The sequence below is a fragment of the Mariniblastus fucicola genome (assembly GCF_008087665.1).
GTDB classification, from domain to species: domain Bacteria; phylum Planctomycetota; class Planctomycetia; order Pirellulales; family Pirellulaceae; genus Mariniblastus; species Mariniblastus fucicola.
Genome location: NZ_CP042912.1, coordinates 2258300 through 2281243 on the forward strand (window position 1 = coordinate 2258300; position 22944 = coordinate 2281243).

The 22944-nt window shown below is 53.9% G+C and carries 17 protein-coding genes; 7 read left to right on the top strand and 10 right to left on the bottom strand.

The genetic code is table 11. From position 1 onward, the window contains the following. The first annotated feature begins 73 nt into the window (after nt 1–73). The 4 genes from rpsP to MFFC18_RS08290 all read left to right on the top strand — a co-directional run bounded on the left by rpsP (nt 74) and on the right by MFFC18_RS08290 (nt 2424). The gene (gene rpsP, locus MFFC18_RS08275) at nt 74–613 is read left to right on the top strand and encodes a 30S ribosomal protein S16 (RefSeq protein ID WP_075085546.1); all 540 of its coding nucleotides are present in this window, start codon (nt 74–76) and stop codon (nt 611–613) included. 3 nt (nt 614–616) lie between these two features. Next, nucleotides 617–1303 carry a tRNA (guanosine(37)-N1)-methyltransferase TrmD gene (trmD, locus tag MFFC18_RS08280; RefSeq protein WP_075085547.1) on the top strand — a complete coding sequence of 229 codons (687 nt, stop codon included), beginning with the start codon at nt 617–619 and terminating at the stop codon, nt 1301–1303. 87 nt (nt 1304–1390) lie between these two features. After that, nucleotides 1391–1741 carry a 50S ribosomal protein L19 gene (gene rplS / locus MFFC18_RS08285; RefSeq protein ID WP_075085548.1) on the top strand — a complete coding sequence of 117 codons (351 nt, stop codon included), beginning with the start codon at nt 1391–1393 and terminating at the stop codon, nt 1739–1741. 71 nt (nt 1742–1812) lie between these two features. After that, a complete protein-coding gene (locus MFFC18_RS08290; protein ID WP_168211077.1) occupies nt 1813–2424 on the top strand; it encodes a hypothetical protein in 612 nt (203 codons plus the stop codon). A 432-nt stretch (nt 2425–2856) separates the two neighbouring features. Here the strand turns inward: MFFC18_RS08290 and MFFC18_RS08295 are convergent, their stop codons facing one another. The 5 genes from MFFC18_RS08295 to MFFC18_RS08315 all read right to left on the bottom strand — a co-directional run bounded on the left by MFFC18_RS08295 (nt 2857) and on the right by MFFC18_RS08315 (nt 7160). Next, on the bottom strand, nt 2857–3597 hold the full coding sequence (locus tag MFFC18_RS08295) for a DUF7873 family protein (protein ID WP_075085550.1): 741 nt from the start codon (nt 3595–3597) through the stop codon (nt 2857–2859). Nucleotides 3598–3734: 137 nt separating this feature from the next. Then, nucleotides 3735–4103: a hypothetical protein gene (locus MFFC18_RS08300; RefSeq protein ID WP_148618713.1), complete on the bottom strand. Its 369-nt coding sequence runs from the start codon at nt 4101–4103 to the stop codon at nt 3735–3737. Nucleotides 4104–4112: 9 nt separating this feature from the next. Continuing rightward, the gene (gene moaA, locus MFFC18_RS08305) at nt 4113–5105 is read right to left on the bottom strand and encodes a GTP 3',8-cyclase MoaA (RefSeq protein WP_238381303.1); all 993 of its coding nucleotides are present in this window, start codon (nt 5103–5105) and stop codon (nt 4113–4115) included. 46 nt (nt 5106–5151) lie between these two features. Next, nucleotides 5152–5628: a hypothetical protein gene (locus MFFC18_RS08310; RefSeq protein ID WP_075085552.1), complete on the bottom strand. Its 477-nt coding sequence runs from the start codon at nt 5626–5628 to the stop codon at nt 5152–5154. 122 nt (nt 5629–5750) lie between these two features. Further along, nucleotides 5751–7160 (bottom strand): DUF1598 domain-containing protein, encoded by a 1410-nt coding sequence (locus MFFC18_RS08315; protein ID WP_075085553.1) that lies wholly within the window; start codon nt 7158–7160, stop codon nt 5751–5753. Nucleotides 7161–7488: 328 nt separating this feature from the next. Between MFFC18_RS08315 and MFFC18_RS08320 the strand changes: the two genes are divergently transcribed. Together MFFC18_RS08320 and MFFC18_RS08325 are read left to right on the top strand one after the other, a co-directional pair. After that, complete coding sequence (locus tag MFFC18_RS08320; protein WP_075085554.1) at nt 7489–9573, top strand: sigma 54-interacting transcriptional regulator; 2085 nt, start codon at nt 7489–7491, stop codon at nt 9571–9573. 3 nt (nt 9574–9576) lie between these two features. Continuing rightward, on the top strand, nt 9577–12528 hold the full coding sequence (locus MFFC18_RS08325; RefSeq protein ID WP_075085555.1) for a zinc ribbon domain-containing protein: 2952 nt from the start codon (nt 9577–9579) through the stop codon (nt 12526–12528). Nucleotides 12529–12589: 61 nt separating this feature from the next. Here the strand turns inward: MFFC18_RS08325 and uvrB are convergent, their stop codons facing one another. Beyond that, on the bottom strand, nt 12590–14644 hold the full coding sequence (gene uvrB / locus MFFC18_RS08330; protein ID WP_075085556.1) for an excinuclease ABC subunit UvrB: 2055 nt from the start codon (nt 14642–14644) through the stop codon (nt 12590–12592). Between the two features lie 242 nt (nt 14645–14886). On the opposite strand from uvrB, the gene MFFC18_RS08335 reads away from it, so the two are divergent. Next, the gene (locus MFFC18_RS08335; protein WP_075085557.1) at nt 14887–15945 is read left to right on the top strand and encodes a phosphatidate phosphatase App1 family protein; all 1059 of its coding nucleotides are present in this window, start codon (nt 14887–14889) and stop codon (nt 15943–15945) included. Nucleotides 15946–16003: 58 nt separating this feature from the next. Here MFFC18_RS08335 and MFFC18_RS08340 read toward each other — a convergent pair whose 3' ends face one another. The 4 genes from MFFC18_RS08340 to MFFC18_RS08355 form a co-directional block, all read right to left on the bottom strand. Further along, nucleotides 16004–19180 carry a serine hydrolase gene (locus MFFC18_RS08340; protein WP_238381304.1) on the bottom strand — a complete coding sequence of 1059 codons (3177 nt, stop codon included), beginning with the start codon at nt 19178–19180 and terminating at the stop codon, nt 16004–16006. Nucleotides 19181–19217: 37 nt separating this feature from the next. Beyond that, the gene (locus MFFC18_RS08345) at nt 19218–20291 is read right to left on the bottom strand and encodes a dipeptide epimerase (RefSeq protein ID WP_075085558.1); all 1074 of its coding nucleotides are present in this window, start codon (nt 20289–20291) and stop codon (nt 19218–19220) included. Beyond that, nucleotides 20288–21376 (bottom strand): DUF1611 domain-containing protein, encoded by a 1089-nt coding sequence (locus tag MFFC18_RS08350; protein ID WP_075085649.1) that lies wholly within the window; start codon nt 21374–21376, stop codon nt 20288–20290. The genes MFFC18_RS08345 and MFFC18_RS08350 overlap by 4 nt, the downstream gene beginning before the upstream one ends. Nucleotides 21377–21535: 159 nt before the next feature. Beyond that, the gene (locus MFFC18_RS08355; protein WP_390176069.1) at nt 21536–22927 is read right to left on the bottom strand and encodes a DUF1501 domain-containing protein; all 1392 of its coding nucleotides are present in this window, start codon (nt 22925–22927) and stop codon (nt 21536–21538) included. Nucleotides 22928–22944: the final 17 nt, after the last annotated feature.

The following is a 22944-nucleotide window of genomic DNA, read 5'->3' on the forward strand; positions in this document are numbered from 1 at the left end:
AAATAGCGGCCAAAACGATTCAAATACACATTTTTGCTGATTTTCAGCGCCAAGACATCGAAGGAAACCGAAAGTGGCAGTCAAAATCCGCCTGAAAAAGATGGGACGCTCGCATCGTCCGTTTTTCCGTGTCTGTGCCATGGATGTTCGTTCTCCCCGTGACGGTCGCGTCATCGAAGAACTTGGAACGTACGATCCAATGGTTCCGGAAACGGATGCCCGTGCCATTCTCAATGGCGAGCGAATCTCGTATTGGCTTGGCGTTGGAGCGCAACCGTCTCCCAAGGTCGGCACGCTGATCAAGAAATACGGTGCCGAAGGCTCACACCTTGAAGCTCAAGCCGAAGCGATTGGTCGTCTTGGCGATCGTCGTGCGTCTGCGATTGAGTCGGCTCGTGCGGCTGCGTCCAGCGTCAAAATGCCTGACGTAACCAAGCCATCAGAAGATCCGGCACCGGCGGAAGGCGAAGCAACTGCTGACGCTCCGAAGGCAGAAGGCGAAGAGGCCAAAACAGACGACGCTGCTCCAGCGGCTGAAGAAGCCAAAGCAGAAGCTCCAGCGGCTGAGGATAAACCAGCCGAGGCAGCTACTGAAGAGAAGAAGGCCGAATAGTACATGCGTTTCGATGTTCTGACTTTATTTCCCGAGATGTTTTCGGGCTACATGAGTCAAAGCATTTTGAGCAAAGCCATCGAACGCGAGCAGGTCTCCGTCCACGTTCACAATATTCGTGACTGGACAAAAGATCGTCACCACAAAGTTGACGATCGACCTTTCGGTGGCGGGCCGGGAATGATCTTGATGGTCGAACCGGTGGTTAACTGCGTTCGCGACGTTCAGGCAATGTCAGAGGAACCCGGATTGGTGATCCTGACGACTCCGCAAGGAAAACGCCTGAATCAGCCGCTGTGTGAAGACCTTGCGTCGGACCACAAACGGTTCATCGTCCTTTGCGGGCGATACGAAGGATTCGATCAAAGGGTGATCGACATTCTTCAGCCAATGGAAATTTCCATCGGTGACTACGTGCTTAACGGCGGCGAAGTTGCTTCGATGGTTTTGGTTGACTCGCTTGTTCGACTTGTTCCCGGAGTTCTGGGAGACGACTTGAGCAGTTGGGATGATTCCTTTTCCCGCGGCAACCGGATCCTTGAGTATCCGCAATACACGCGACCTCGAACGTTTGAAGGGCATGATGTCCCTGAGGTCCTGTTAAGCGGCGATCATGGAGCCATCGAGGCGTGGCGGAAAGCCAAGAGCCTTGAGAATACAAAACAGAAGCGAAGCGATTTGCTTGAGTAGAACATTTCGGCGACCAGTGTCGTCATTACGAAACATCATTACAACATTTTAACGACCGCCGGTCGAACCGATTTCGAGGACAATACGATGACTCACAAAATCATGGAACTTGTTGACAAGCAGAGCATGAAGGAGAATCCTCCTGAGTTCGAAATCGGCGACACCGTTGACGTCCACTGCCTGATTCTTGAAGGCGAGAAAAAGCGTACTCAGGTTTTCACCGGCACCGTTATCGGCCGTAGTGGTTCTGGCGTTAACGAGATGTTCATCGTTCGCCGCATTGTCGCCGGACAGGGCGTTGAGCGTAAGTTCCCGGTCCACTCGCCTCGCATCGAAAAAGTCGAAGTCAAGCGTTCGTCGGTTACTCGTCGTGCGAAATTGTACTTCCTCCGCGATCGTATCGGTAAGGCTGTTCGCCTGAAAGAGCGTCGTAAATAAACGAAGTCGAAATCAGAATGAAGCTGGATTGCCGTTAGGCTGTCCGGCTTTTTTCATGCGCTGGTGAAATCTTGTACGATGAGTTTATGGACGAGCCAGCAAGCGAATTGGAATCAAAGAACGAGCAACGCACGGAAGCCGGCCCATTGGTTCCGTCGTTTACCGATGCGGTTCCCGGTGTGATTGCTGATGCGCACGGACCGTTTTGGATGGCGTTCTTTTCGTTGATTGTTTTGACACTTTTTGTCCCTGTCTTCCCACTTTACATGCACACGGGGGAAATGATGTGGCTTGTTCCTGTTTGGGCAGTCTACGTTTTGGGCTGGGTCGTGCCGCTTCTTGCAACTCCAATTATCGTCTTGCATATCACGATCTGTTTTTACGTCGCAAGATTCACTTTTCCGTACGGTGATCACACGCGATCGATTTCCTTGCTTTCAATGATGGTCATTGTCTCAATCGTTACCGTGTTCGTCGCAATGACGGTTCGATTTTACGACGTTGGATTCGTTGCCACTTTCATTGTTTTTGCTGTCAGTATTTCATCCGCAAACCTCTTCGCAGACAGCAGACTCTGCGGCGTTATCTATCCACGACTGAGCGTCAGTGTTGCTCGAATCATCTTTTGGTTGAGTTGTATCATGACTGTTTTTGGTTTGTTCTCGATAGGTTCTCGCTGGTGAAAATGCAGCGCGAGGTAGGAGTTTTATGGAGCCAAGGTCGCAATCTGTTTGATCGGTTAGCGCAAAAAAGAACCCCCGACTTCATACCCGAAAGTCGGGGGCGGTTTGCACTGGCGCTAAGGCGACTCGTTTACTTTTTCCGTTTAAACCAGACATCAATCTAAGCCTGAGCGCTCTGCCATTAAGCCATCCCCGCAAAAAATGGTGACTCTTCTGCAAGAGCGGGGAACGGGAGTCGAACCCGTACTTCATCAGTTATCGTGTCTGGTCTTTGATTCAACGAGTGACGGTGCGAAGTCAATCTGGAGCAATAATCTGAACTTGATGCGATGCCTCTGCCAATTGGGCTATCCCGACATGGTTCAATGTTGAAAAGTGTCGGGAGCAGGACTCGAACCTGCACTGTGTCGCGGGTTTAGTTTAAGACTAAAGCTAAGACTGGGCTCCAAACACAAAGTCAAAGACCTTGTTTCCAATTGTGACGCTGTCCACTTCCATCGAGTTTGCTTCTTCGCGAGCGAACTTGACGCCTTCCTGAAGCCGACGAAGGCGTTCAGTGATTTCGTTCTTCTCCTGTGCCGCGAGAGCACTGGAAAACTTTACGGTTCGCCATTCGCCAACCTTCACGTCCTCGTGATACATCTCGACCTGAGCCGGGTGTTTTTCAGTCGCTTCGTACAGGATGTGGCTGCGCGGAACTTTCTTCGTTCGGTTACTCACCGTCGGTTCTGTCGCGTAGCAGTCCGCGTTTTCGTCCCACGTCCACGAATCTGCCGGATCGAGCACCGGGATTTCTTTGACAAATGCGTGCAGATCCGTCAGCTGTTTTTCCAGAAACAACAGCCACGTTACTGGAACCTGTTTCAGAATCACCGCGTCGTCCACTTTGACATCAGCCTTCGCCTGGCAGTTTCCCCAATCTTGTGTCGCGGTCACGTCGAACAGGTCGTTCAAAGCAGAGCGTGCATCGGCCAGAGCCTGCCGTGATTTGTACTGAACGTTTTTCTTTTCGGTAGGCTGCGTTTCACCGTCTTCGTCGCTTGGCGTGTATCGGCGCGAGATGCCTTCGAAGAGAGCTGACTTTTGCAGCAGCTTGTAAACTTCCGTGATCGCTTTCTGCGCCTGTGTTTTCTTGCCGCTGACAACCGCGACAATCTGATTTAGCTTCGCCATCTTTTTCTACTCAATGCTTGTTCTATTTTCTTGTAGCTATTGATGACGGGGCAAACGCACCTTCGGTTCGCAAAAAACCTGGATTCCCGGCCAATTCGCGGCACCAATTGTCCAGTGAGAATTCGATTTAACGATGGTCAATTGCTCGTGTTTTCACGCACAGAAGGTTCCTTTGCCGGGACCGCAGCAGTCAAAGTAACGCACAGCTGTCCGAGCGATGCGACAATCGCCAATGCGACGCGAACGGAGGCATCCTTCTCTGGCTGGCCAATGAAACAGGAAAGATAAAACGTCAACGCGATTCCTGAAGCCACGAGGGTCACGATGGTCGCCATCCAACGACGTTGCGCCCGAAACAAAAATCCGCCGACGACTGAAAGTAACCCAACGACCAGGCAAAAGTAGAACGCATTCGGCTTGAAAGCCTGAGCTTCGATGCTGCGAAGCAAACCCGTCCAGATCATGAACAGGCCGTAAAGGATGGTTAAAATAAATCGCCAGTTCATGAGTACTTTCTAACCACCGATTTGATACATGGCCCGATCCGGACGCTCGAACTCACTCGAGTCGATGCCGTGGCCGGCTTTCTTGGCCGCGACGCATTCTCGCACCAGCGAATCGATCTCGTCGTCGGTCTTGCCGCTGCGAATTGCGTTGCGAACATCCCATTCAATCGTCGAAAACAGGCAATTCCTGAGCTTCCCTTCTGCGGTCAGTCGCAAACGATCGCAGCTGCTGCAGAAGGGACTGGATACAGGGTCAATGAATCCGATGCTTCCTTGGCCATCAACGTAGTCCCAATTGATCGCCGGCTGCGCTTGATAGTTCCGCGTCGCAGGCCTGATCGAGGCGACTTCCGATTCAATCGTAGCGCGAATGTCTTCCCCTTTCAGCACTTTACCGGTCTGCCAATTCTGATCTCCATCGAGTGGCATGAACTCGATGAACCGCAGCTCAAGATCATGCTGGCGACAGAACCTCGCCAACGGCACGATCTCCTGTTCTGTGATTCCGGCCATGGAAACGGCGTTGATGCGAGTGTTCTCAAATCCCGCGTCTTTCGCTGCGGCAATTCCAGCCAGCGCCCGATCCAGTTCATCACGGCGGGTCAGCGATTTGAACTGTTCGCGATCAAGCGTGTCGAGGCTGATGTTGAGCCGATCCAGCCCCGCACGTTTCAAATCCGCGGCGTGTTTCTCCAGCAAGATGCCGTTGGTGGTCATCGCGATGTCGTCCAGCCCATCGATGGACTTGAGCGACTCAACCAGCCGCCACAGTTCACGCCTAACAAGCGGTTCGCCTCCCGTGAGTCTGACTCGATTGATTCCCATTTGAACCATCAGTCGCACCACACGTTCGATTTCTTCAAACGAAAGAATCTCGCTCGACGGCAGAAACGTGACCTCTTCGGGCATGCAATAGACGCAGCGAATGTTGCAGCGGTCCGTCACACTGATCCGCAAATTGCGATGTGTGCGGTCAAAGTTGTCGACGATAGGTAATCGCATGGTCATGCTCCAATTTTCGTGTGGAGCGTCCATTTCGACAAGTGACTCATTCCAGTGAATCCAGAATCATCTGTTTCATCATCTGCATTTCTCGAAGCGCGAGTTGCTGACCCACCTGCGAAACCAGCCACAGTCCAACGGCAATCAGAATCCACACGGGAATCAGGTAGTACCCGAACGGGCGCTCGCCTGCGAGCTGTTGAGACCAACCGACAATGGCGGAGAAGAACGTAAGAACTCCGACGGCGAGGTAGGAAAACATGATCGCCGTCCAGATGCTGGGGTGTGGGCTGAAGCGACCAAACAGATGGTTTTGGTCATCAATTTCCCTCAGCTCCAGATTCAACCAGGGCGACCAAAAGTGGCGTTTCGAATCGACAATCGAAATCGAGGCATGTCCGTCTTTGAATTGCCCGCTGACGTCGTCATGGTCCGCAACGGCTGAGCGTAAACGCTGTTCCAGTTCGCCGCGTTGCCGTTCGCTGACGAGGTTGAAAGTTGGGCGAAATCGAATAGTGGTCACTTCATTCTCCCGAGCACCGGTTTAACGCGGGATAGTCCGCGCCGTGATTGCACTCATTCTATCGCATAAAAAAAGCCCGCTGCAGGGTTGCTGCAACGGGCTTTGATGTTCTCGGAAGAAGCTTACTTCTTCGAGTTCCACCACCAGCGATCCGCCGTCGCGACTTTGGCGACAGTGGCTACTTGGGTGATGTCATCTTTGATGATTGTGTTCTGGGCGATTCCCCAAGAGTTCAACAGGACGCCGCCAGAAACCTGAACCGCGTACGAATTCGCAACGCTGACTTGCGAAGGAATCTTTTCCGGAACCGGGTAGGTCGGAGTTTTCAGTTCGCCACCGATCATCGGGATGGTCAAACCTACTTTTGATGCCAGATCTTCGTTGCGAATGATCGCAGCGATTACTGACATGTCCATCACATTTCGCAAGTCACGAAAGACAGGAACTTCCGCCGACAACGCATCGTAGTGCTTGGTCATCGTGTCGGCCCAGTCCTCGGCAACCTTGAATTTCTTGCCGCTTGAGCGACGGTTGCCCATCGAATCAGCCAGTTCGTTTTCGGTTTTGACGCGGACTCCTTTGCCAGAGATGTGCCAGATGTTGTCATCGCTTGATTTGGCGACAGGCTCGTAGTCGCACTCGATCCACATCCGCGGAGCAGCGTGCTTGAGATTGATTCGCTTGCGAGCAATGATCGACATCATCGAAGGAAGCTGTCGCAGAGGAGATTCATCCAATCCCATCGCCAGACGCTTCATCTTGTAATCTGCGGTTAGCAATACGCGAGAGAAGTGGCTGTTGCGAGGAACGCCAGTCAATGTGACTTGCTGGTCGCCGTAAGCCTGTTCGATTTCGTTAGCCAAAGCTTTGCTAACGTGTTGGACTCGCTGCTGATTCATACGAGCGTAAACTTGGCTAACGCGTTGGACGCCTTCCGCGGTTGGATCGATGGAAACCGAAACGCCCTGACCCTGTCGAGCAGCGTCAACGCTTCGCATCGCAACCATGAAGTCTTGCAAGTGAAGCACAGGCATCCGTGAAGTCACGCCGACGACGTTTCCGTCTTCGTTAACTTCAAAGCCTTCGCCGGGACCAGCGAGGATCAGGTCGTTGTTCTCTGTGTCGGCAACGATGTATTCGATACGCTGCAGACCGGCCATGTATTGAACATCAGCAGGAAGCTTGGTTCCCGATTCGATCGAAGAGGCGATGGCTTTTTCCAGGCCACGCAACGAGATCATGCGAAGTTCGGTTGAATCGTTGATGTCGGATTCGACGCCAGCGAGTGCTTTTTGGATCCGAGCACGCTCTGCGGTCGGGAGCGATTTTTGCTCTCCACGGACAACGCCAGCAGCGTCAACCATCACACCGCCGACAACACCGAATGAAACGGTCGTGTTGTTGTTTGTGTCGCCGCCATCGCCGCCGCCGCCATTATTATCCTGGCCGAATGACGACGAAGGAACGATCAGCAATGCCGCGATGGCCATGCAGATGAAACTGAAAGTTTGTTTGGCATAACTTGACGCCATGGCATACTCCTAAAAGGTGATCCTGCCCCGGATATTGTAAAATGTGGCTACGAAATCCCCACCGAATTTATATCGATCGAATACGGTCCCAATACCATAAATCGCCGAATGTTTCCGGTCACACTGGAAATGAACATACCCCAACGGGTACGATATACGTGGACGGGGAAGACTCGACCGCGAGGGTGTTTTATCAGGCGCGGGCGAACCGCCGCACCATAAGGCAACACTAACTGCCGTTTGGCGTAAAATCAAGAAAATCAGGCAATATCCGGGCAAAATGTTGCTCGCGGACGGCTTGAGGAAAAATCCTTCTTTTCAGGCCTCCATGGGCAAATCTACGAAAAAGAACAAGTCTGACGGTCCGTTTGCCTATCTGGTCATTCGAGACGGTAAAAAATGGTCTGATGTTTTCAGGCTGATACCCGGTAGGACCGTCACAATCGGGCGCTCGCCGACGAATCAGATCGTCATCAAGGAGGATCAGGCCAGCCGCCAACACGCCGAAATCTTCTTTTCCGACGGTGCCTGGACGGTCCGTGATCTTAACAGCCGCAATGGTACGGCCATCGGAGAAGAACCGCTTTCCGGAGATCGAAAGCTGAATGTCGGTGACGTTGTTTGGATCGCTGGCACCCAAATGTCTTTCGTAGAAGATCTTTCTGCAGCTTATGGGAAAAAAGATCAGCAAAAAGTTTTCTCGCGAGTCGAAATCGGCGGAGAAACGATTGTTGGCCTTGAGGTCAGCGACAGCGACGAAGAGGTGACGCAGACAAACGTTGCAGCAGAAGTCACCGAACCGCAAACGATTACACACCGGCGACAGAAGACCAAGTTCCTCGACCACGACAACGAGGACCTCGAAGAGCTGAAAGATCCGATTCCCAAATTTGGCATCGCGGCAACAAGGCTATGTCGTCTGGCGTTTGACCTGGCGAAAGAAACGACGGCTCGAGGCGTTGCCAGAATGGCGATGGACAACCTGATGGATATGTCGGGTGTTGATTCCGGAGCGGTAATGTTGGTGCCACGCGCTCGCCGGACAACGACCGATCCGGAACACCTCGAAATTCTGGCTTGGTCCAGTACCAATCGTCCCGAATATCAACGCGTGTCCAAGTTTCTGACTGAAACCGTTTTGCGAAACGGCGAAGCGGTATTGGCTCGTGATGTCCAAGACGACAGCGCACTTGGATTGCGGGACTCGTCAGGCAAGATTCACGCGACCAGTGTGATTTGTGCTCCGATTCGAATGAACGCTCGCACGGTCGGGCTGATTCATCTCTATTCGACCATCCCGGCAAAAGTTCTCGACCCGGACGATCTGGAGTTTACGTTGGCCGTGGCGGAGACCGTTGGGCTGGCGTTGAAAACTCGATATCGCGAACAGAAACTTGTCGACGACCTGTCGCGAACTCGCAGCGAAATCGATCAACTGCGAAATCAGCTGAATGTCGAAAGCGAGATCGTTGGCTCGAGTCCGGCGATGTTAAAAGTCCACCAGCAGATTCACCGCGCGGCGCCAAGCAAAGCGACGGTTTTGGTCCGCGGCGAAAGCGGCGTCGGCAAAGAGCTTGTCGCGCGAGCGGTTCACTTTTCCAGCGACCGTCGGAACGGGCCGTTTGTTTGTTTGAACTGTGCGGCATTGACCGAGTCGCTGCTTGAGAGCGAACTTTTCGGGCACGAGAAAGGTGCCTTCACCGGAGCCACGGAACGTAAGGCGGGTAAGTTCGAAGCGGCCGACAAAGGCACGTTGATGCTGGACGAGATCGGCGAGATGAGCCCTTCGATTCAGGCCAAATTCTTGCGTGTCCTCGAGGGGCATCCGTTTGAGCGAGTCGGCGGTTCCAAAGCTATTCGAGTCAACGTTCGCGTGATCGCGGCGACGAATCGTGATCTTGAGGAGGAAGTTCGAAACGGCAAGTTCCGCAAAGACCTGTTCTTTCGTTTGCACGTCGTCCAAATCGATGTTCCGCCGCTACGGCATCGCCCCGAAGACATCCAGGTGTTGGCGGACTTCTTCCTGCAAAAGTACAATGGAGAGACGGGACGGAAAATCAAAGGTTACTCGCCGCATGTTCGTCACCAATTGCAACGATACCGCTGGCCGGGCAACGTGCGCGAGCTGAAGAACGTGGTCGAGCGGGCGGTTGTTTTGGCTCAGGGGGAAACCATTGAGATGGAAGACCTGACGCTGACAAAACTCTCGACGGCGAGTGAATCGCAGTTCGATTTGGGGACTTTGGTTGATGAGTATCGGCCGATGTCGCTGGAGGAAGTCGAGTGTCGCCACATTGAGCAGACTCTGGCGTCGACCGCGTGGAACAAAAGTAAAGCAGCGGCGATCCTTGGTGTGGAGCGTTCCACACTGGACCGGAAAATCAAGAAGTACGGACTCAAAAAAACGGTTTGATCCATGGCGAAGCCGGCGAAGAAAATCTGGTGTCCGAAGTGTCACAAACGACATCGACTTCCAGCAGACGCCGGCGGAATGACGCTCCGATGTCGTGGCTGCAGGTTCGCGTTCCGCGTTCAGGATGGTTTGACTGAGGAACCCGGATCGTCAGCCGAATTGATGCCAGAAGAAGCTCTGGTTGCTCCGGCCAGAAACGTCGAGCCCGCACACTACGCGTCGACAGAAGTCCTCCCGTTCAATGAATCGTCCGGTGGAGCATTCCCCGCGACGCCGTCGAACCCGGATCGGCGACCGGAAAACGAGCCTGTTGGTTTGGGTGACGATCCTGTCGACCTCGACGACGACTACGACGATATTCTGAACGTGCTGGAAACGCCCAGCACCGATCCGCTTGCGCCGCCGCGAGCCCACGCTGGTAAAAAGAATAAAGCGTCGGCGAAATCTTTGGTTCAGCGTGACGATGGAAGCCTGCCGGATTCCGCGACTCCCGGTGATGATTCGAATTCGAACGTCACGGCGGTGCGTGAGCCCGTGACGCGGCAACAGCTTCGGGCGCATCGGAACGCTCGGCAGTTTTGGATGCTGGTTAGCCTGTTGATCGCCTGTGTGCTGGCTGGAGTTTCGTGGTTTTCGTTGAATCTTTTCATTGCTCCCAAACTCGGACATTGGGAGCGAAAAATGCTCTACGCGATGGGCGTGCCGGCCCGTTGGCTTCCGCTTCAGAATGACGGAGGCGAAATTTTGCTTCCGCCAAACCATGTCAAACTGCGCGGAGACCATGTTGAGTTGGCGGATCGCGACGATTTCTTTCGAGACGAGTTTCCGACAGCCGATCGAGTGGGAATGCCCGAGCCCGAAGACATGGCCGTCAATGGAGGCCGCGATCGCGAACCGGATCGACGAGGGGATCGGCGAGGCGGATTGCAACCGATTGGGGGCGCAAGGATTGCTCCAGGAAACAACCCGAACGCCAACAAGGGTGCTGCCAATCGCGCTGATCGTCGCAACTTTGGCCGCCGAGCCAACCGTCGGAATCAGCCAGCGGTGGATGCGTGGCAGCCACCTTCGATTTCGAACTCGGATATCCAGATGGTCGCCACGCGCGGCATCGACCCGAAGTTGACTCAGATGTTTGCTATCGACACGAATTCCGACCTGAACGTCGCTCTGGTTCGAGACCACGTTTTCTCCATCAGTCGCGGCAATCGACTTTCTGTGTTCTCGATTCAATCCAATTCCGTGCTGGTCAGCCGCAAGCTCGATCGCGACGTCGCAGCGGTTTGTGCGGCGGCAGAGGATCGAATTTCAGATCGGCCCGCGATGTGGATTCTTTACGAAAGTGGAAAGCTGGAAAAGTGGGAGTTGCTCGCCGGTCAGCTCAATCGATTGATCGAAACTTCGGTGAGTCCTGTGTTCAAGGAAAAACACCGTAACGTTGCCGCGGGCAAGCGAACCATCGCTTACAACCATGAAGGCAAAATTGTCATCGCCAATGTCCTTGAAGCCGCCTCCAGAATCGGAAGCTCGACCAGCGTCCCGGTTGACGGCGAGGTCTTTGCATTGCGATTCTCGAAAGACAGCTCTCAAGTTCTCGCGGTCGTCGAAGACAGTGCGGTCTTGATCGATGCCGCCAACGGAAAAATTGTCTCTACAACGCGGTTGCCGGATTTGTCGGGCAAGCCGCCGCTGCAGAGTTCCGGAGTTAGCGTTTCGGCTGATTTATCAACCGTTTTCCTGTGTCAGCGTGGTGTGATCGATGCGATTTCGATCGCTGATCGGGCTGTCGCCGGACAGTATTGGGGAAGCCTGCCAATTCCAATTCGTGGCGTTTCGGGGAACGGTAACAGCCTGCTCGGGCTAACGGACGGCTCGCCATCGCAAGCTTCCCTGTTCACCGTTTCTGAGATGTTACAACGTTCGGGTTCGAGTCGTTCAGGGGATTCGGATCGAACAGAACCGATGGCGAAGGATGGACCGGAGGCAGGAAAGTCGCCGACACTGTTGCGTGACGACGATGCATCAAACGTCGCAGCCAAAGTTCCTTTCGAGATCGATCGCTCTCCGGCTTTCAGTGCTCCGATCAAGTCGATTCAAACGTTGCCTCGCAACAGAATCGCAGTCCTGACTTCCGGGCGAGAGACCAACTCAATCCTGATCGCGACGCGAAACGACGGTTGGAAAACAACTGCTTTAAAGTTGGATCCGGGATTCAAAATACAGGGCGTTGCGGTTGCTGAAGATCTTTCCCGGTTCGCGATCCATTCCGACAATGTGGTCCAGTCCTGGAAGATCCTTGACCTGGACGCGGGCACAACAGAATTCGTTTCCGAGTCGCCAGTCAATGATTCAAAGATTACAAAACTGATGCTGACTGGAGACGGCGAACGAGTTGTCTCGGGGGACGCATCGGGCAAAGTGTATGCGTCCAGTTTTGAAACCGGAAAACAAACGGGAAGTCTGCTCGGATTTCGCAGCGGGATTGTGGAAATCACTTCGCGTGGCAATGAAGGGTTTGTCGCGATGGACCGCAGCGGCATTGCGACCGGCAGCGGCAATACAAACCGCGACAGGATCACCTCGTTTGGAACCAGTATCCGTGGTGCATCTGCACTCTCGGAGAACGGAGGACGAATCGCATATGGCTACAGCGGGAAAATTCGTGTTGCCGATGTGAGCAGTCAGAAAGTTCGGTCGGAGTTCAGCTCTCAAGTTCGACCGGAATCGATCAAGTTCTCAAACAGCCAAAAGTATTTGTTGTTGCAGGGACGTGATGCAGTCGCCATTTGGGATTGGCGAAAGAAAGAATTGGTGCGGACGTATCGTTTTGGTTCGCGGTCTGTACCGGTTACTGTCGATTTGGGCATCGGAGGTGACGATCAAACTGTTGCCGTCGTGACAGGCAGGGAGCTGAATCAAATTTCGATTTTTGAAATGCCGCAACCGAACGAATAGTCGAGCCTTTTTCGCGTTCTGGCGACGCTTTTCTAAATCGCGATGCTGTCGTCGCGTAAGTCTATTGCTTTCTGGGGCGAGGAACTTTCGAGGCCTTTCGGCGACCCTTCTTTTTGCGACCTTTCGTCGATGACTCTACGCTGTCGAGCGGCTTGCCGATGTTCTCTTGCAGTTGTGAAATTCGGTCCCGCAGCGAACCCGCGCGTTCGAACTCCAGATCCTCCGCCGCCTGCAACATCTCGGTCCGCAATTCGTTCACGTATTCTTCCGTAATGTACGTTGTATTTTCGGCGGTCGCCTTCGCCGTCGCGTCAGCCCGGTTCTTCAAATCCGCCTGGATGCCATCCTTGATTTCCTTTTTCACCGTGTGTGGCGTGATATTGTTTGCCGTGTTGTAGTCCTCCTGGATTTTGCGACGCCGCGCCGTTTCTTCGATCGCATTCTTCATCGCCTTGGTGATTTTGTCGCCGTAAAGGATGACTCGGGCGTTTACGTTTCGAGCCGAACGACCGATCGTCTGGATCAGCGACGTTTCACTTCGTAGAAAGCCTTCCTTGTCTGCGTCCAGAATTCCGACGAGCGAAACTTCAGGCAAATCGAGTCCTTCACGCAGCAAGTTCACACCGATCAGGCAGTCGTAAACGCCAAGCCGTAAGTCACGTAACAGCTCGACGCGTTCAAACGCATCCAGTTCGCTGTGCAGCCACTTTGCGGACACTCCGTTGTCACAAAAGAACGTTGCGAGGTCTTCTGCCAGCCGTTTTGTCAACGCCGTGACCAGGACGCGATCTCCCGCCGCAATCCGTTCCTTGGCCTCTCCGAGTAGATGGTTTACTTGTCCGCTGGCCGGAAGAACTTCCACGATTGGATCAAGCAAACCAGTCGGCCGAATGATTTGTTCGACAACTTCGCCCTCGGTTTTTTCCATCTCGTAGTCGTTCGGCGTCGCCGAGACGTAAACGACTTTATTGATCCTGTTTTCCCATTCTTCAAACTGCAACGGACGATTGTCACGTGCACTTGGCAGCCGAAAACCGTGGTCGATCAGCGTGTTTTTTCGGCTCTGGTCGCCCGCATACATGGCTCGAACCTGAGACACCGTGACGTGAGACTCATCGATGAACAGCAGAAAATCCTTTGGGAAAAAGTTGTACAGAGTTTCCGGTTCCTGACCTTCCTCTCGACCGGCGATGTGGCGACTGTAGTTCTCGATGCCAGGGCAATGGCCGACTTGCTCCATCATCTCCAAATCAAACCGGGTACGTGCGTTGAGCCGCTGGGCTTCGAGCAGTTTGCCCGCGTTCTGAAAAAACTCCAACCGCTCTTTTAGTTCAAGACGAATCCGTTTGACCGCCTGCTGGATCCGATCCTCCGAACTTACAAAGTGCTTGGCCGGATAAATGTAGATGCTGTCCACTTTCTCGAACGACTCACCCGTCAGCGGATTGATGACCGAAATCTTTTCGATCTCATCGCCCCAGAACTCAACGCGATAGGCAAACTCCTCATACGAAGGCCAGATCTCGACACTATCGCCGCGGACGCGAAATCGAGAACGCTCGAACGCAATGTCGTTGCGCTGGTACTGAATCTCGATCAGTTTGCCAAGCATTTTGTCCCGGTCGATCGATTCGCCGACTTTGATCGCCACCATCATGTTCTTGTAGTCTTCCGGCGAACCGAGTCCGTAAATACTCGAAACGCTGGCGATGATGATCACGTCCTTGCGGCTGACCAGAGAACTGGTGGTTGCCAGGCGAAGTCGATCGATATCCTCATTGATCGAAGCGTCTTTCTCGATGTAGATGTCCCGTTGAGGGATGTAAGCTTCTGGCTGGTAGTAATCGTAATAGCTGACGAAATAATGGACCGCGTTGTGCGGAAAAAACTCTTTGAATTCGCTGTACAGCTGAGCCGCCAATGTTTTGTTGTGCGAGATCACCAACGTTGGCTTCTGAATTTTCTGGATCACGTTGGCCATCGTGAACGTCTTTCCCGAACCGGTGACACCCATCAGAACCTGGTGCTTTTGGCCGTTTTTGATTCCGGCCACCAGACTGTCGATGGCTTGAGGTTGATCGCCGCCAGGTTTGAAGGGGGATTCGAGTTTGAACATAGTTCCGTTTTGATGGTGCAAAGAATCGAGCCCCATATTTTACGGCATAGGCTCAACATTGCCAAAGCCATTGCGGAGGGTTCTAATTGGGGGAACGCGTGTCAATTGACGTTTAATGGCAAGCCGTACGCGATTGTGTTGGAGAACACGCCATCAAAATCGGCTGGGACTTGTCGGTGAGTGGCTCGAAGCGTGTCGATGGACAAAATTGAATTTAACCTGAAAAACCATCACTGATCCAAATGATCAATCTCAAGCCCGGCGGAAGACGGGAATCTCAAACCCAACTGCTGAGCTATCCGGCTTGGGGGTATCAGCTTGAATCCGGAAATTGGCGGCTGAACCTGTCCGGTGTCGCATGGCTTTCGCCCGTTGTGTTCACACGACGGCAGAAGATGATGATCCGGATGCTGGGTAACGTCATGAAGGTCGCCCCTGAGGAAATGGAGCGTGATGTTTTTCTCAACCGCATCAATCCGTTCATGGCCGAAGCCGACAAACGCCGCAGGGTCGTCGCCACGGTCGGTGGGCAAGGTTTTTCATTGCGGAAGAAAACGCGAGGCAACGGTCATTTTCGCAATTGGCTGATTGTGCCCAGCGAACTGGTTGACGCAGCCTGCGACGGATCGTCCGAAGGCAGCCAGGTGCTTCCGATCAAGCTCACGATTGATGGCGATGAAGCCACGGACAGTGTGAACGCTCGGCTGCTGCCCCACCGCGGTCTGAGCATCGTGTCGGACATCGACGACACGGTGAAAGATTCCGTTGTCGGCGACCGTCGCGAGTTGCTGAACAACACCTTCATTCGCGATTTTCGTTGCGTTGATGGGATGGCAGAAACCTATCAGGCCTGGGAGAAGTTAGGCGCCGAGTTTCACTACGTTTCGTCGAGTCCGTGGCAGTTGTTCGAGCCGTTGGTTGAGTTGCAAGAGAATTTTGGGCTGCCGATCGGGACGATGCATTTGCGGAATTTTCGCTTGCGAGATCAGCTGTTTAAAAAGCTGATCATCCGCCGACAGGGCAAGCGGCTTGCGATCACCAAGCTGCTGAAGTGCTTTCCGAACCGGGATTTCGTGCTTGTTGGTGACTCGGGTGAGAAAGACCCTGAAATTTATTTGAAAGTCTGCAAACGTTTCCCGGGCCGCATCAAGGGGCTGTTCATTCGCGACCTTGAACATCGACCGATGGACGATGAATTGTTCGATGCCATTCAATCAGCGATGGGACCAAATCTGTGTTCCCGGTTTACCGATGGCGAAGACCTGTTCAACAAAGCATCTTCCGTTTTTGCGGAGTATTGAACCGAGGATTGGCAACTGACCCGATCCGGCGGCCAGGAATCTCGAGAAGCACCCGTCCCTAAAGCTGGACATCAAAGACGACGATGTCCGTGTCTCGGTCGGCGCCCGTGGCGATCGTGTTTCCTTCTGCATCGACGGCATAGCTTTGACCGCCGTAGACCATGCCCAGCCACGGGCCGTGCGCGATGGAGCCGACCAGATTGGTTCCGATCACCGGGCAGTCCAGTTTCTTTGCCGCCGCACTGACCGTACTCTCCAGCGTCAAACCATGCTGTGGCCAGGCTCCTGCTTTGTTGGCCCAGCCGTAGGGGACCAGCATTAAATTGGGTTTGCGAGGAACCATTTTGTCCAAAGCATCCTGATCAAATGTGTCAGCGCAAATTAGCATGCCAATTTTTCCGAACCGGGTATCAGCAACGGAAACCGTTTCTCCCGGAGTGTAGCTGGGCTTCATCAGGTCGCTCAGGATGTTGATCTTTCGATGCTTCAGGATGACCTCGCCGCGATCGTCGATCAGGATTGCCGAGTCATACAGTTTGTCGCCTTCTTTCTCCGCGAGGCCAATCGAAACGTGGATCTCATACTTGCGGGCAAGCTCGCAAAGCACGTCGGAGTCCTTGCCCGGAATGGTGGAAGCGAATTCGTGAGCTTCGGGATTCACCCAGCCACGCAATGCCATCTCCGGGAGGCAGACAATGTCCGCCTGTTGGTCTTTGGCTTGCTTGATCGCATGTTCGATCCGTGTCAGGTTGCCGGAAATGTCGTCGTCGATGCACATGATTTGCCCGATGGCGATGCGGCAAGTCGATTCTTTGTTGCTGATGGTCTTCTCCGGCTTTCGGGAGCTCAAAATGTCTTCGAATGTCTGGTTGCCGATACGATACTTCTTCCAGTCTTTATAGTCGAAGTGCCACCACTCAAATTCATAGACGGAAAAGCCTTCGGCCTCCATCGTTTGCCGCAACAGATGGCGATACCAACGCTGACTCGCGGTGCCTCCGGGATACATCGGAAATGATCGGGCTGAGAATTCGTCATAGCCCGCCACCATCTGGATCGGCTTGCCGGTTTCAAGATCGTAAAGCGTGATGTCAACCGCACAGCCACGATTGTGCCGCGAACCGAGAGCCGGATTTGCGACGAAGTCTTTCATCTCTCCGGGAGTCGCGTCCCAAAACATTTTCGTCACGAACCATGGACGATAGGCATCATGGACCAACAGGCCCAGCCCGCGTTTCTTGAGCTTGGCATTGGCTCGCACGACTGCTTCAGCCGCCGGACGTTGCATGAATGCCTTGGGCTGTTTGTAGAAAACGGCTCCCATGAAGTTGTTGGTCGTGGCGTAGCGGATATCCATTTTGATCGTCGGATCAAGCGACGCCAAATCTACCAGGTCGGAATTCCGAAACTTACCATGTTCCTCCGGAGGGCTGCCCGCCAGAGCCGTCGTTCGCAATTCTTCGATCGGTTTGATAGGGTCAATTTTGAACGTTTCGCCGTCCTTGGTGCCGATCTCGCGTCGAACAAATTTGACTTCCGCCGCAACGACTTCGGTGGCGGTTCCGTCTGTAGCACGTGTGAACTTGAGTCCCTCACCGTGATACAGGCCGTAATCCGGAAACAGAAACTCGTTTTCATTGACTTCCTTCAACGGATAGTAGTAGAACCATTCGATCAACGCATAAAGCTGACCTTCGCGCTCAAGAATGTACAGCGTGTTGTGGTCCCAACCGTATTCGCCAATCAGCCCTTTCCAACGGTCGGGAACTTTCGCCGGTGGTTTATTTGCAATGGGAGCAAATGTCGTCCCATTGATTTCGAGCATGTCCGAGTTCTTCTGTGTTACGGTCATGCCAAAGCCAAGTACGTCATCTGTTACCATCGCACCATCTGAATCGTTGGCGCGAATTTCGTGTCGAAAGGTGCCTCGCTCCAAAAACGTTCGACCGCCAAGTTCAATGATGCTTGCCGTGCGATCGCCGTCAACTTCCCTGTACCTCCCGACCAGTTGTTTGGCTCGTTGAACGGCAACCGGTGAAGTGCGTTGGTAATCCGGAAGAGGTTTGCCATCCTGATTCGCGATCATCAACCGCAACGCGTAATGGCTCAACCGCGTTGCAACGCCGTTGCTGCCGTCGAGTGCTGACGCTGCCGCGACGCCAATCTTTCGTGAAGGGATGGCTTCGAGTTGCGTCGAGAAGCCGTAGACCGCGCCGCCGTGACCGATGACTTTTTCACCGTCCAGATCGCCAATGTGGAATCCGATCCCGAATCGTTGAGCTTTCCCGTCCGGTCCGATTTGTGGCGAGGTCATCATCTTCAGCGTCGCCGGTTTGATGACCTGGCCGTTCTTTGTTCTGCCTTCGTTGAAGATAAACGACGTGAACTTGCAAAGGTCGAGCACGCTGGAGTAGAGGTTTCCTGCCGGGCCGGTTCCCAACAAAAACTTGGGTGCTTCGAAACGTCGATCGTCGTAAGTCCACATGTAGGCCGTCGCCAACTTTTTCTCGATCTCGGGCGTCAAGTCGAAGCTGCTGCTGTCCATCTGCAGCGGCTCGAAAATCTCACGCTTTACCAGGTCGGCATGGCGGCCTTTGAGTTTCGATTCCAGGACGGCGCCCACCACGGCGATCGCCGCGTTTGAATATTTGGTCCGGGAGCCTGGCGGGTAGATGATCGGCGTGCCGTTGAGGCTGGCAACGGTCGCGGCCAGCGAAGGTCCGTCGGGGTCAAAATAGTTCCCCACGGGCGATTCGCGTACCAAACCCGAACGATGGGTCATCAACATTCGCAATGTAATCGGTGTGCCCGAAGTGTTGTTCGGTTTGAAGTCAGGCAAGTAAGTCGTAACCGGTTCGTCCAGGTCCAGTTCGCCGGATTCCACCAGCTTCATCACGCTGATGTCCGTCAACAGCTTGGAAATTGAGCCAACGCGATAGACGGTTTGATCGGTCGCCGGAGTTTCCTGTTCCGCATCCTGGAACCCGAAACCTTTCGACCAAACGACATCGTTGCCTTCGACGATTGCGATCGAGAAAGCGGGCAGATCCTTATGCTCGACTTCGTACGCAACCGCCGCCGAGATTTTTTGAATCGCCTCATCGTTGGCTTTTTGTGCGTAACTTTCACTGGTCAGCTGCAAAAGCATACAGGCCAATGCCGCGACAAATACGAGACACTGGTATCGAGGATGTCGGTTCACCATGCAGTTCAATCGTTCTGAATTTCCAGTCATTGCAATCTCTAAATCTGTCGTCGGGCTAAATTTGGCACTACGAACTTCGATTTGGAAGCGTGGCGCCCGCTGGTTTGTAGTCGTGAAGTTTCTCAAAGTCGATCGACGATCCGCACCCGGGGGATTGGGGCATTGAGACGACGCCGTTGCGGATCTGCAGTCCGGTTGCCGGTTCGTCTCGCAATAAAATCGCACCGTCGAGATCGGCGAAGTCAAGCAATGGTAGCAGCTGAGCCGCCCCGCTGATGCCAACGGAACTTTCGATCATGCAGCCGACCATGGTTTTCATTCCAAGGCTTCTGGCTTGCCGCAACATCGAGAGCGCTGGCGTTAAACCACCGCACTTGCAGATCTTTACGTTGACGCCATGGTACAGGCCGTGGCACTTTTCGATGTCCGACATGATCTGACAGTCCTCATCCGCCAGAATCGGAAGCGCGGACTGTTCGAAAAGGTTAAGCTTGTCTTCCCGCGCCGCTTCCACCGGCAGCGGCTGCTCGATGAACTCAACATCCAGTTCGGCCAACTCTTTCGAGTTTTCAATGGCTTGAGCGGAAGTCCACCCACAGTTGGCATCGACGCGAAATTTCGCTTGGGTGTGTTGCCGCAGTCGCCGGACGATTTCAAGATCGTTCTCAGTCCCCAGCTTGATTTTGTAGACCGGCCAGTCGGGTTGTTCCTGAAGTTTGGCGACCATTTTTTCGATTGAGGAAATTCCGATCGTGTAGCTTGATGGCACCACGTCTTTCCAATCCAACCCCCAGTTCTGCCAAGTCGGGGTGCCGGACCGTTTTCCTTTTAAATCGTGAGCCGCGATGTCCAAAGCTGAAAGCGCGAACATGTCGCCGTCGACGATCGTCAGCATTTCATGCCAGACTTCCAGCGGATCGCCATCGACGTATTTTTCCAGGTGCGGCCGAGCTTTTTCCAGTGAGGCCGAAATGGAATCGAAGGTGTGACCGTAATAAGTGTTTTCGGTGACTTCGCCAAATCCGACAACGCCATCGTGTTCCAGTTCGACGTAGAGTGCTGGCTGTGTCGTCAGCGTTCCGCGAGAAATGGTAAACGGATGCTTTAGCGGCAAGTGGACTGGATGTAGTTTCATCTTCATTGGGCAATTCCTTTGTCCTGTTTCAGGGCGATGCAGGCGTCGACCAGTTTGTCAGCGCCATCCCGATAAACATCGCAGGCTGGCAATCCGAATTCCTGTTCGATGCGAGCGACTTCCGCTTTGGCATCGTCTGGCGTTAGCATTCGCGTGTTGACGGCAACGCCGATAAAGCGACTTTCGTTCAGCAGGTTTGCCATGGTCTCAAGAGCATTCATCTGGCTGGCAATCGAAGGCAAATCAAGGTCGTTCAAGCCTTTGATTTGCTGCCGACCGGCCTCATAGCAGAAGATCATTCCATCCGGCCGGCAACCGTGCAGCAAACCCAGCGTGACGGCAGAGAAAGCCGGATGCGAAATGCTGCCTTGGCCTTCCACCAGAACGAAATCATGCTGATCATTGCGGCGAACAAGGTCTTCCACGGCTCCGTTGGCGAAATCGGCAGCCACGCAATCGACGGGAACTCCTGTGCCGGTGATCATGATTCCCGTTTGACCGGAGGCAAGAAACTGTGAATCGAAACCACGCTCGACAAGCCCGCGATTGACTTCGAGCGTGGCAACCATCTTTCCGACGCTGCAATCCTGACCCACTGACAGAATGCGAAGACAGTCAGGTCGAAAGGGCTGGCCGGTGGCGATTTCAGTGATTTGGTTTTGGCGAACGTCGATCAGCTGCACGTCATTGGCTTCCGCAAGCGCCACGAATTCGGGGTCGGCACTAAGGAAGTCATGAAGCCCCGAAACGATATCCATTTTCATACGGATCGCATTGAGAACGACAGGCCGCCACTCAGAAGGCAGCTTGCCTCCTGGAGGTGCGATCCCGATGTACAGGGCGTCGGAATCCTTTGGTATTTCCTTGGCGACTGGAATCTGGCCAAACTCGCCCGACACCTGAAATAGCTCGGCCGCGTTGGTCTCGTCGACTTGGTCGTCCAAGATCGCCACGATGTCGGCGCCGCGATAACGCAGCATCGAAATCGCGGTCTTGGCGACAAAAAGATTGGAGAAACCTTGGGTTAACAGGGTGATTGCCCGGTGTGATCGGAGCGATTGCTCAACGGAGTAAGGTTGGAGTTCAAGCATTTTGGTTTTCGGTGTGTGGTGTGTGGTGAGGTAATGGGCTTCGCGCACCGCTGATGATCTAAATTGACGCGTGCCATGTTTACGCACAGCGTAAGCATGCTCATGCTTCGCGTGAGCATGGCATCCGTTGAAACTGTTCAGTTCAGCTTTGACGCACCGCTAGGTCAGAATCTCGTTGATGACTTTACCGGCGACATCGGTTAATCGATAGCTGCGTCCGTTGTGCATGTACGTTAGCCGCTCATGATCGAGGCCCAGCAATTGCAGGATGGTGGCGTGGAGGTCGTTCACGCTGACAGGGTTTTCGACAGCTTCATAACCTATCTCGTCGGTCGCCCCGTAGCTGGTGCCGCCCTTGATTCCACCGCCGGCCATCCACTGCAGGAAGCCTTTGGGATTGTGGTCACGGCCTTTTCCGTTCTGCGAAATCGGCATGCGTCCGAACTCGCCGCCCCAGATCACAAGCGTCGAATCAAGCAACCCTCGCTGTTCCAGATCCGTCAACAAGCCAGCCACCGGAACATCTGTCGCCGCGCAGTGGTGAGTGTGATTTTCTTCAAGGTTGTCATGAGCGTCCCATTCGCCGTCGCTGTAAACTTGCACAAAACGGACGCCGCTCTCCACGAGACGCCGAGCCATCAGGCATTTGGATCCGTAGGACTTTGAGCGAGGATTATCGATTCCGTAGAGCTTGTGCGTCGCTTCGGATTCTCTGCCGAGGTCCACAACTTCGGTGGCTTCCTTCTGCATTCGAAACGCCAACTCAAAGGATGACATTCGGTTGGCGAATTCGGCATCGCGTGTGTGACGCTTCATGTGTTCGTCATTGAGCTTTGCCATCAGGTCCAGCTGAGCACGCTGGTCCTGTTTGGTGATCGCTGGCTGGCGGTTAAGGTTAAGAACCGGAGTGCCTGTGGAGCGGAAAAGCGTTCCCTGAAAAGTCGATGGCAGAAAACCCGCACCCCAATTGTGCGGGCCACCCTTGGCACCTTTGGTATTGCCCAGCACCACGTACCCTGGCAAGTTCTGATTCTCGCTGCCCAGCCCGTAAGTCACCCAGGCTCCAGCGGTTGGGAATCCGGGACGCGGCAGTCCGCTGTTGATTTGATAGATCGCAGGAACGTGGTCGTTCGATTCGCTGTGCAACGATTTGATGAACGCCATTTTGTCGACATGTTTTGCGACGTTCGAATACCTGTCGCACACCCACTGACCGCTTTCGCCGTACTGTTTGAAAGAAAACGGCGACTTCATCAGCGGTCCCGGGTTGCCGAAAAAAGCTTGGATGTCTGTCGTGGCTCCATCGCGTTTATCGAGTTCGGGTTTGGGGTCAAAGATATCGACCGCGCTGGGTGCTCCTTCCATGAACAGCCAGATCACCGATTTGACCTGCGGAGCAAAATGGCTTTGCCGCGGGGAGAGGCTCGTGACCGGCCTCGAGGAGTCCGTTGACTTTCGTGCCAACAAATTCTCATCGGCCAGCAACCCGGCAAGCCCAACCATTCCGGCACCGGCGCCGGCGCGGCATAACCATTCACGGCGGCTCAATATATTGGCGACACGCCCGC

Bases quoted from the DNA above. Each gene is read 5' to 3' on its own strand.
- trmD (WP_075085547.1), top strand. From the start codon at position 617: ATGCGTTTCGATGTTCTGACTTTATTTCCCGAGATGTTTTCGGGCTAC.
- rplS (WP_075085548.1), top strand. From the start codon at position 1,391: ATGACTCACAAAATCATGGAACTTGTTGACAAGCAGAGCATGAAGGAG.
- MFFC18_RS08295 (WP_075085550.1), bottom strand. From the start codon at position 3,597: ATGGCGAAGCTAAATCAGATTGTCGCGGTTGTCAGCGGCAAGAAAACA.
- MFFC18_RS08300 (WP_148618713.1), bottom strand. From the start codon at position 4,103: ATGAACTGGCGATTTATTTTAACCATCCTTTACGGCCTGTTCATGATC.
- moaA (WP_238381303.1), bottom strand. From the start codon at position 5,105: ATGCGATTACCTATCGTCGACAACTTTGACCGCACACATCGCAATTTG.
- MFFC18_RS08315 (WP_075085553.1), bottom strand. From the start codon at position 7,160: ATGGCGTCAAGTTATGCCAAACAAACTTTCAGTTTCATCTGCATGGCC.
- MFFC18_RS08320 (WP_075085554.1), top strand. From the start codon at position 7,489: ATGGGCAAATCTACGAAAAAGAACAAGTCTGACGGTCCGTTTGCCTAT.
- MFFC18_RS08325 (WP_075085555.1), top strand. From the start codon at position 9,577: ATGGCGAAGCCGGCGAAGAAAATCTGGTGTCCGAAGTGTCACAAACGA.
- uvrB (WP_075085556.1), bottom strand. From the start codon at position 14,644: ATGTTCAAACTCGAATCCCCCTTCAAACCTGGCGGCGATCAACCTCAA.
- MFFC18_RS08335 (WP_075085557.1), top strand. From the start codon at position 14,887: ATGATCAATCTCAAGCCCGGCGGAAGACGGGAATCTCAAACCCAACTG.
- MFFC18_RS08340 (WP_238381304.1), bottom strand. From the start codon at position 19,180: ATGACTGGAAATTCAGAACGATTGAACTGCATGGTGAACCGACATCCT.
- MFFC18_RS08345 (WP_075085558.1), bottom strand. From the start codon at position 20,291: ATGAAGATGAAACTACATCCAGTCCACTTGCCGCTAAAGCATCCGTTT.
- MFFC18_RS08350 (WP_075085649.1), bottom strand. From the start codon at position 21,376: ATGCTTGAACTCCAACCTTACTCCGTTGAGCAATCGCTCCGATCACAC.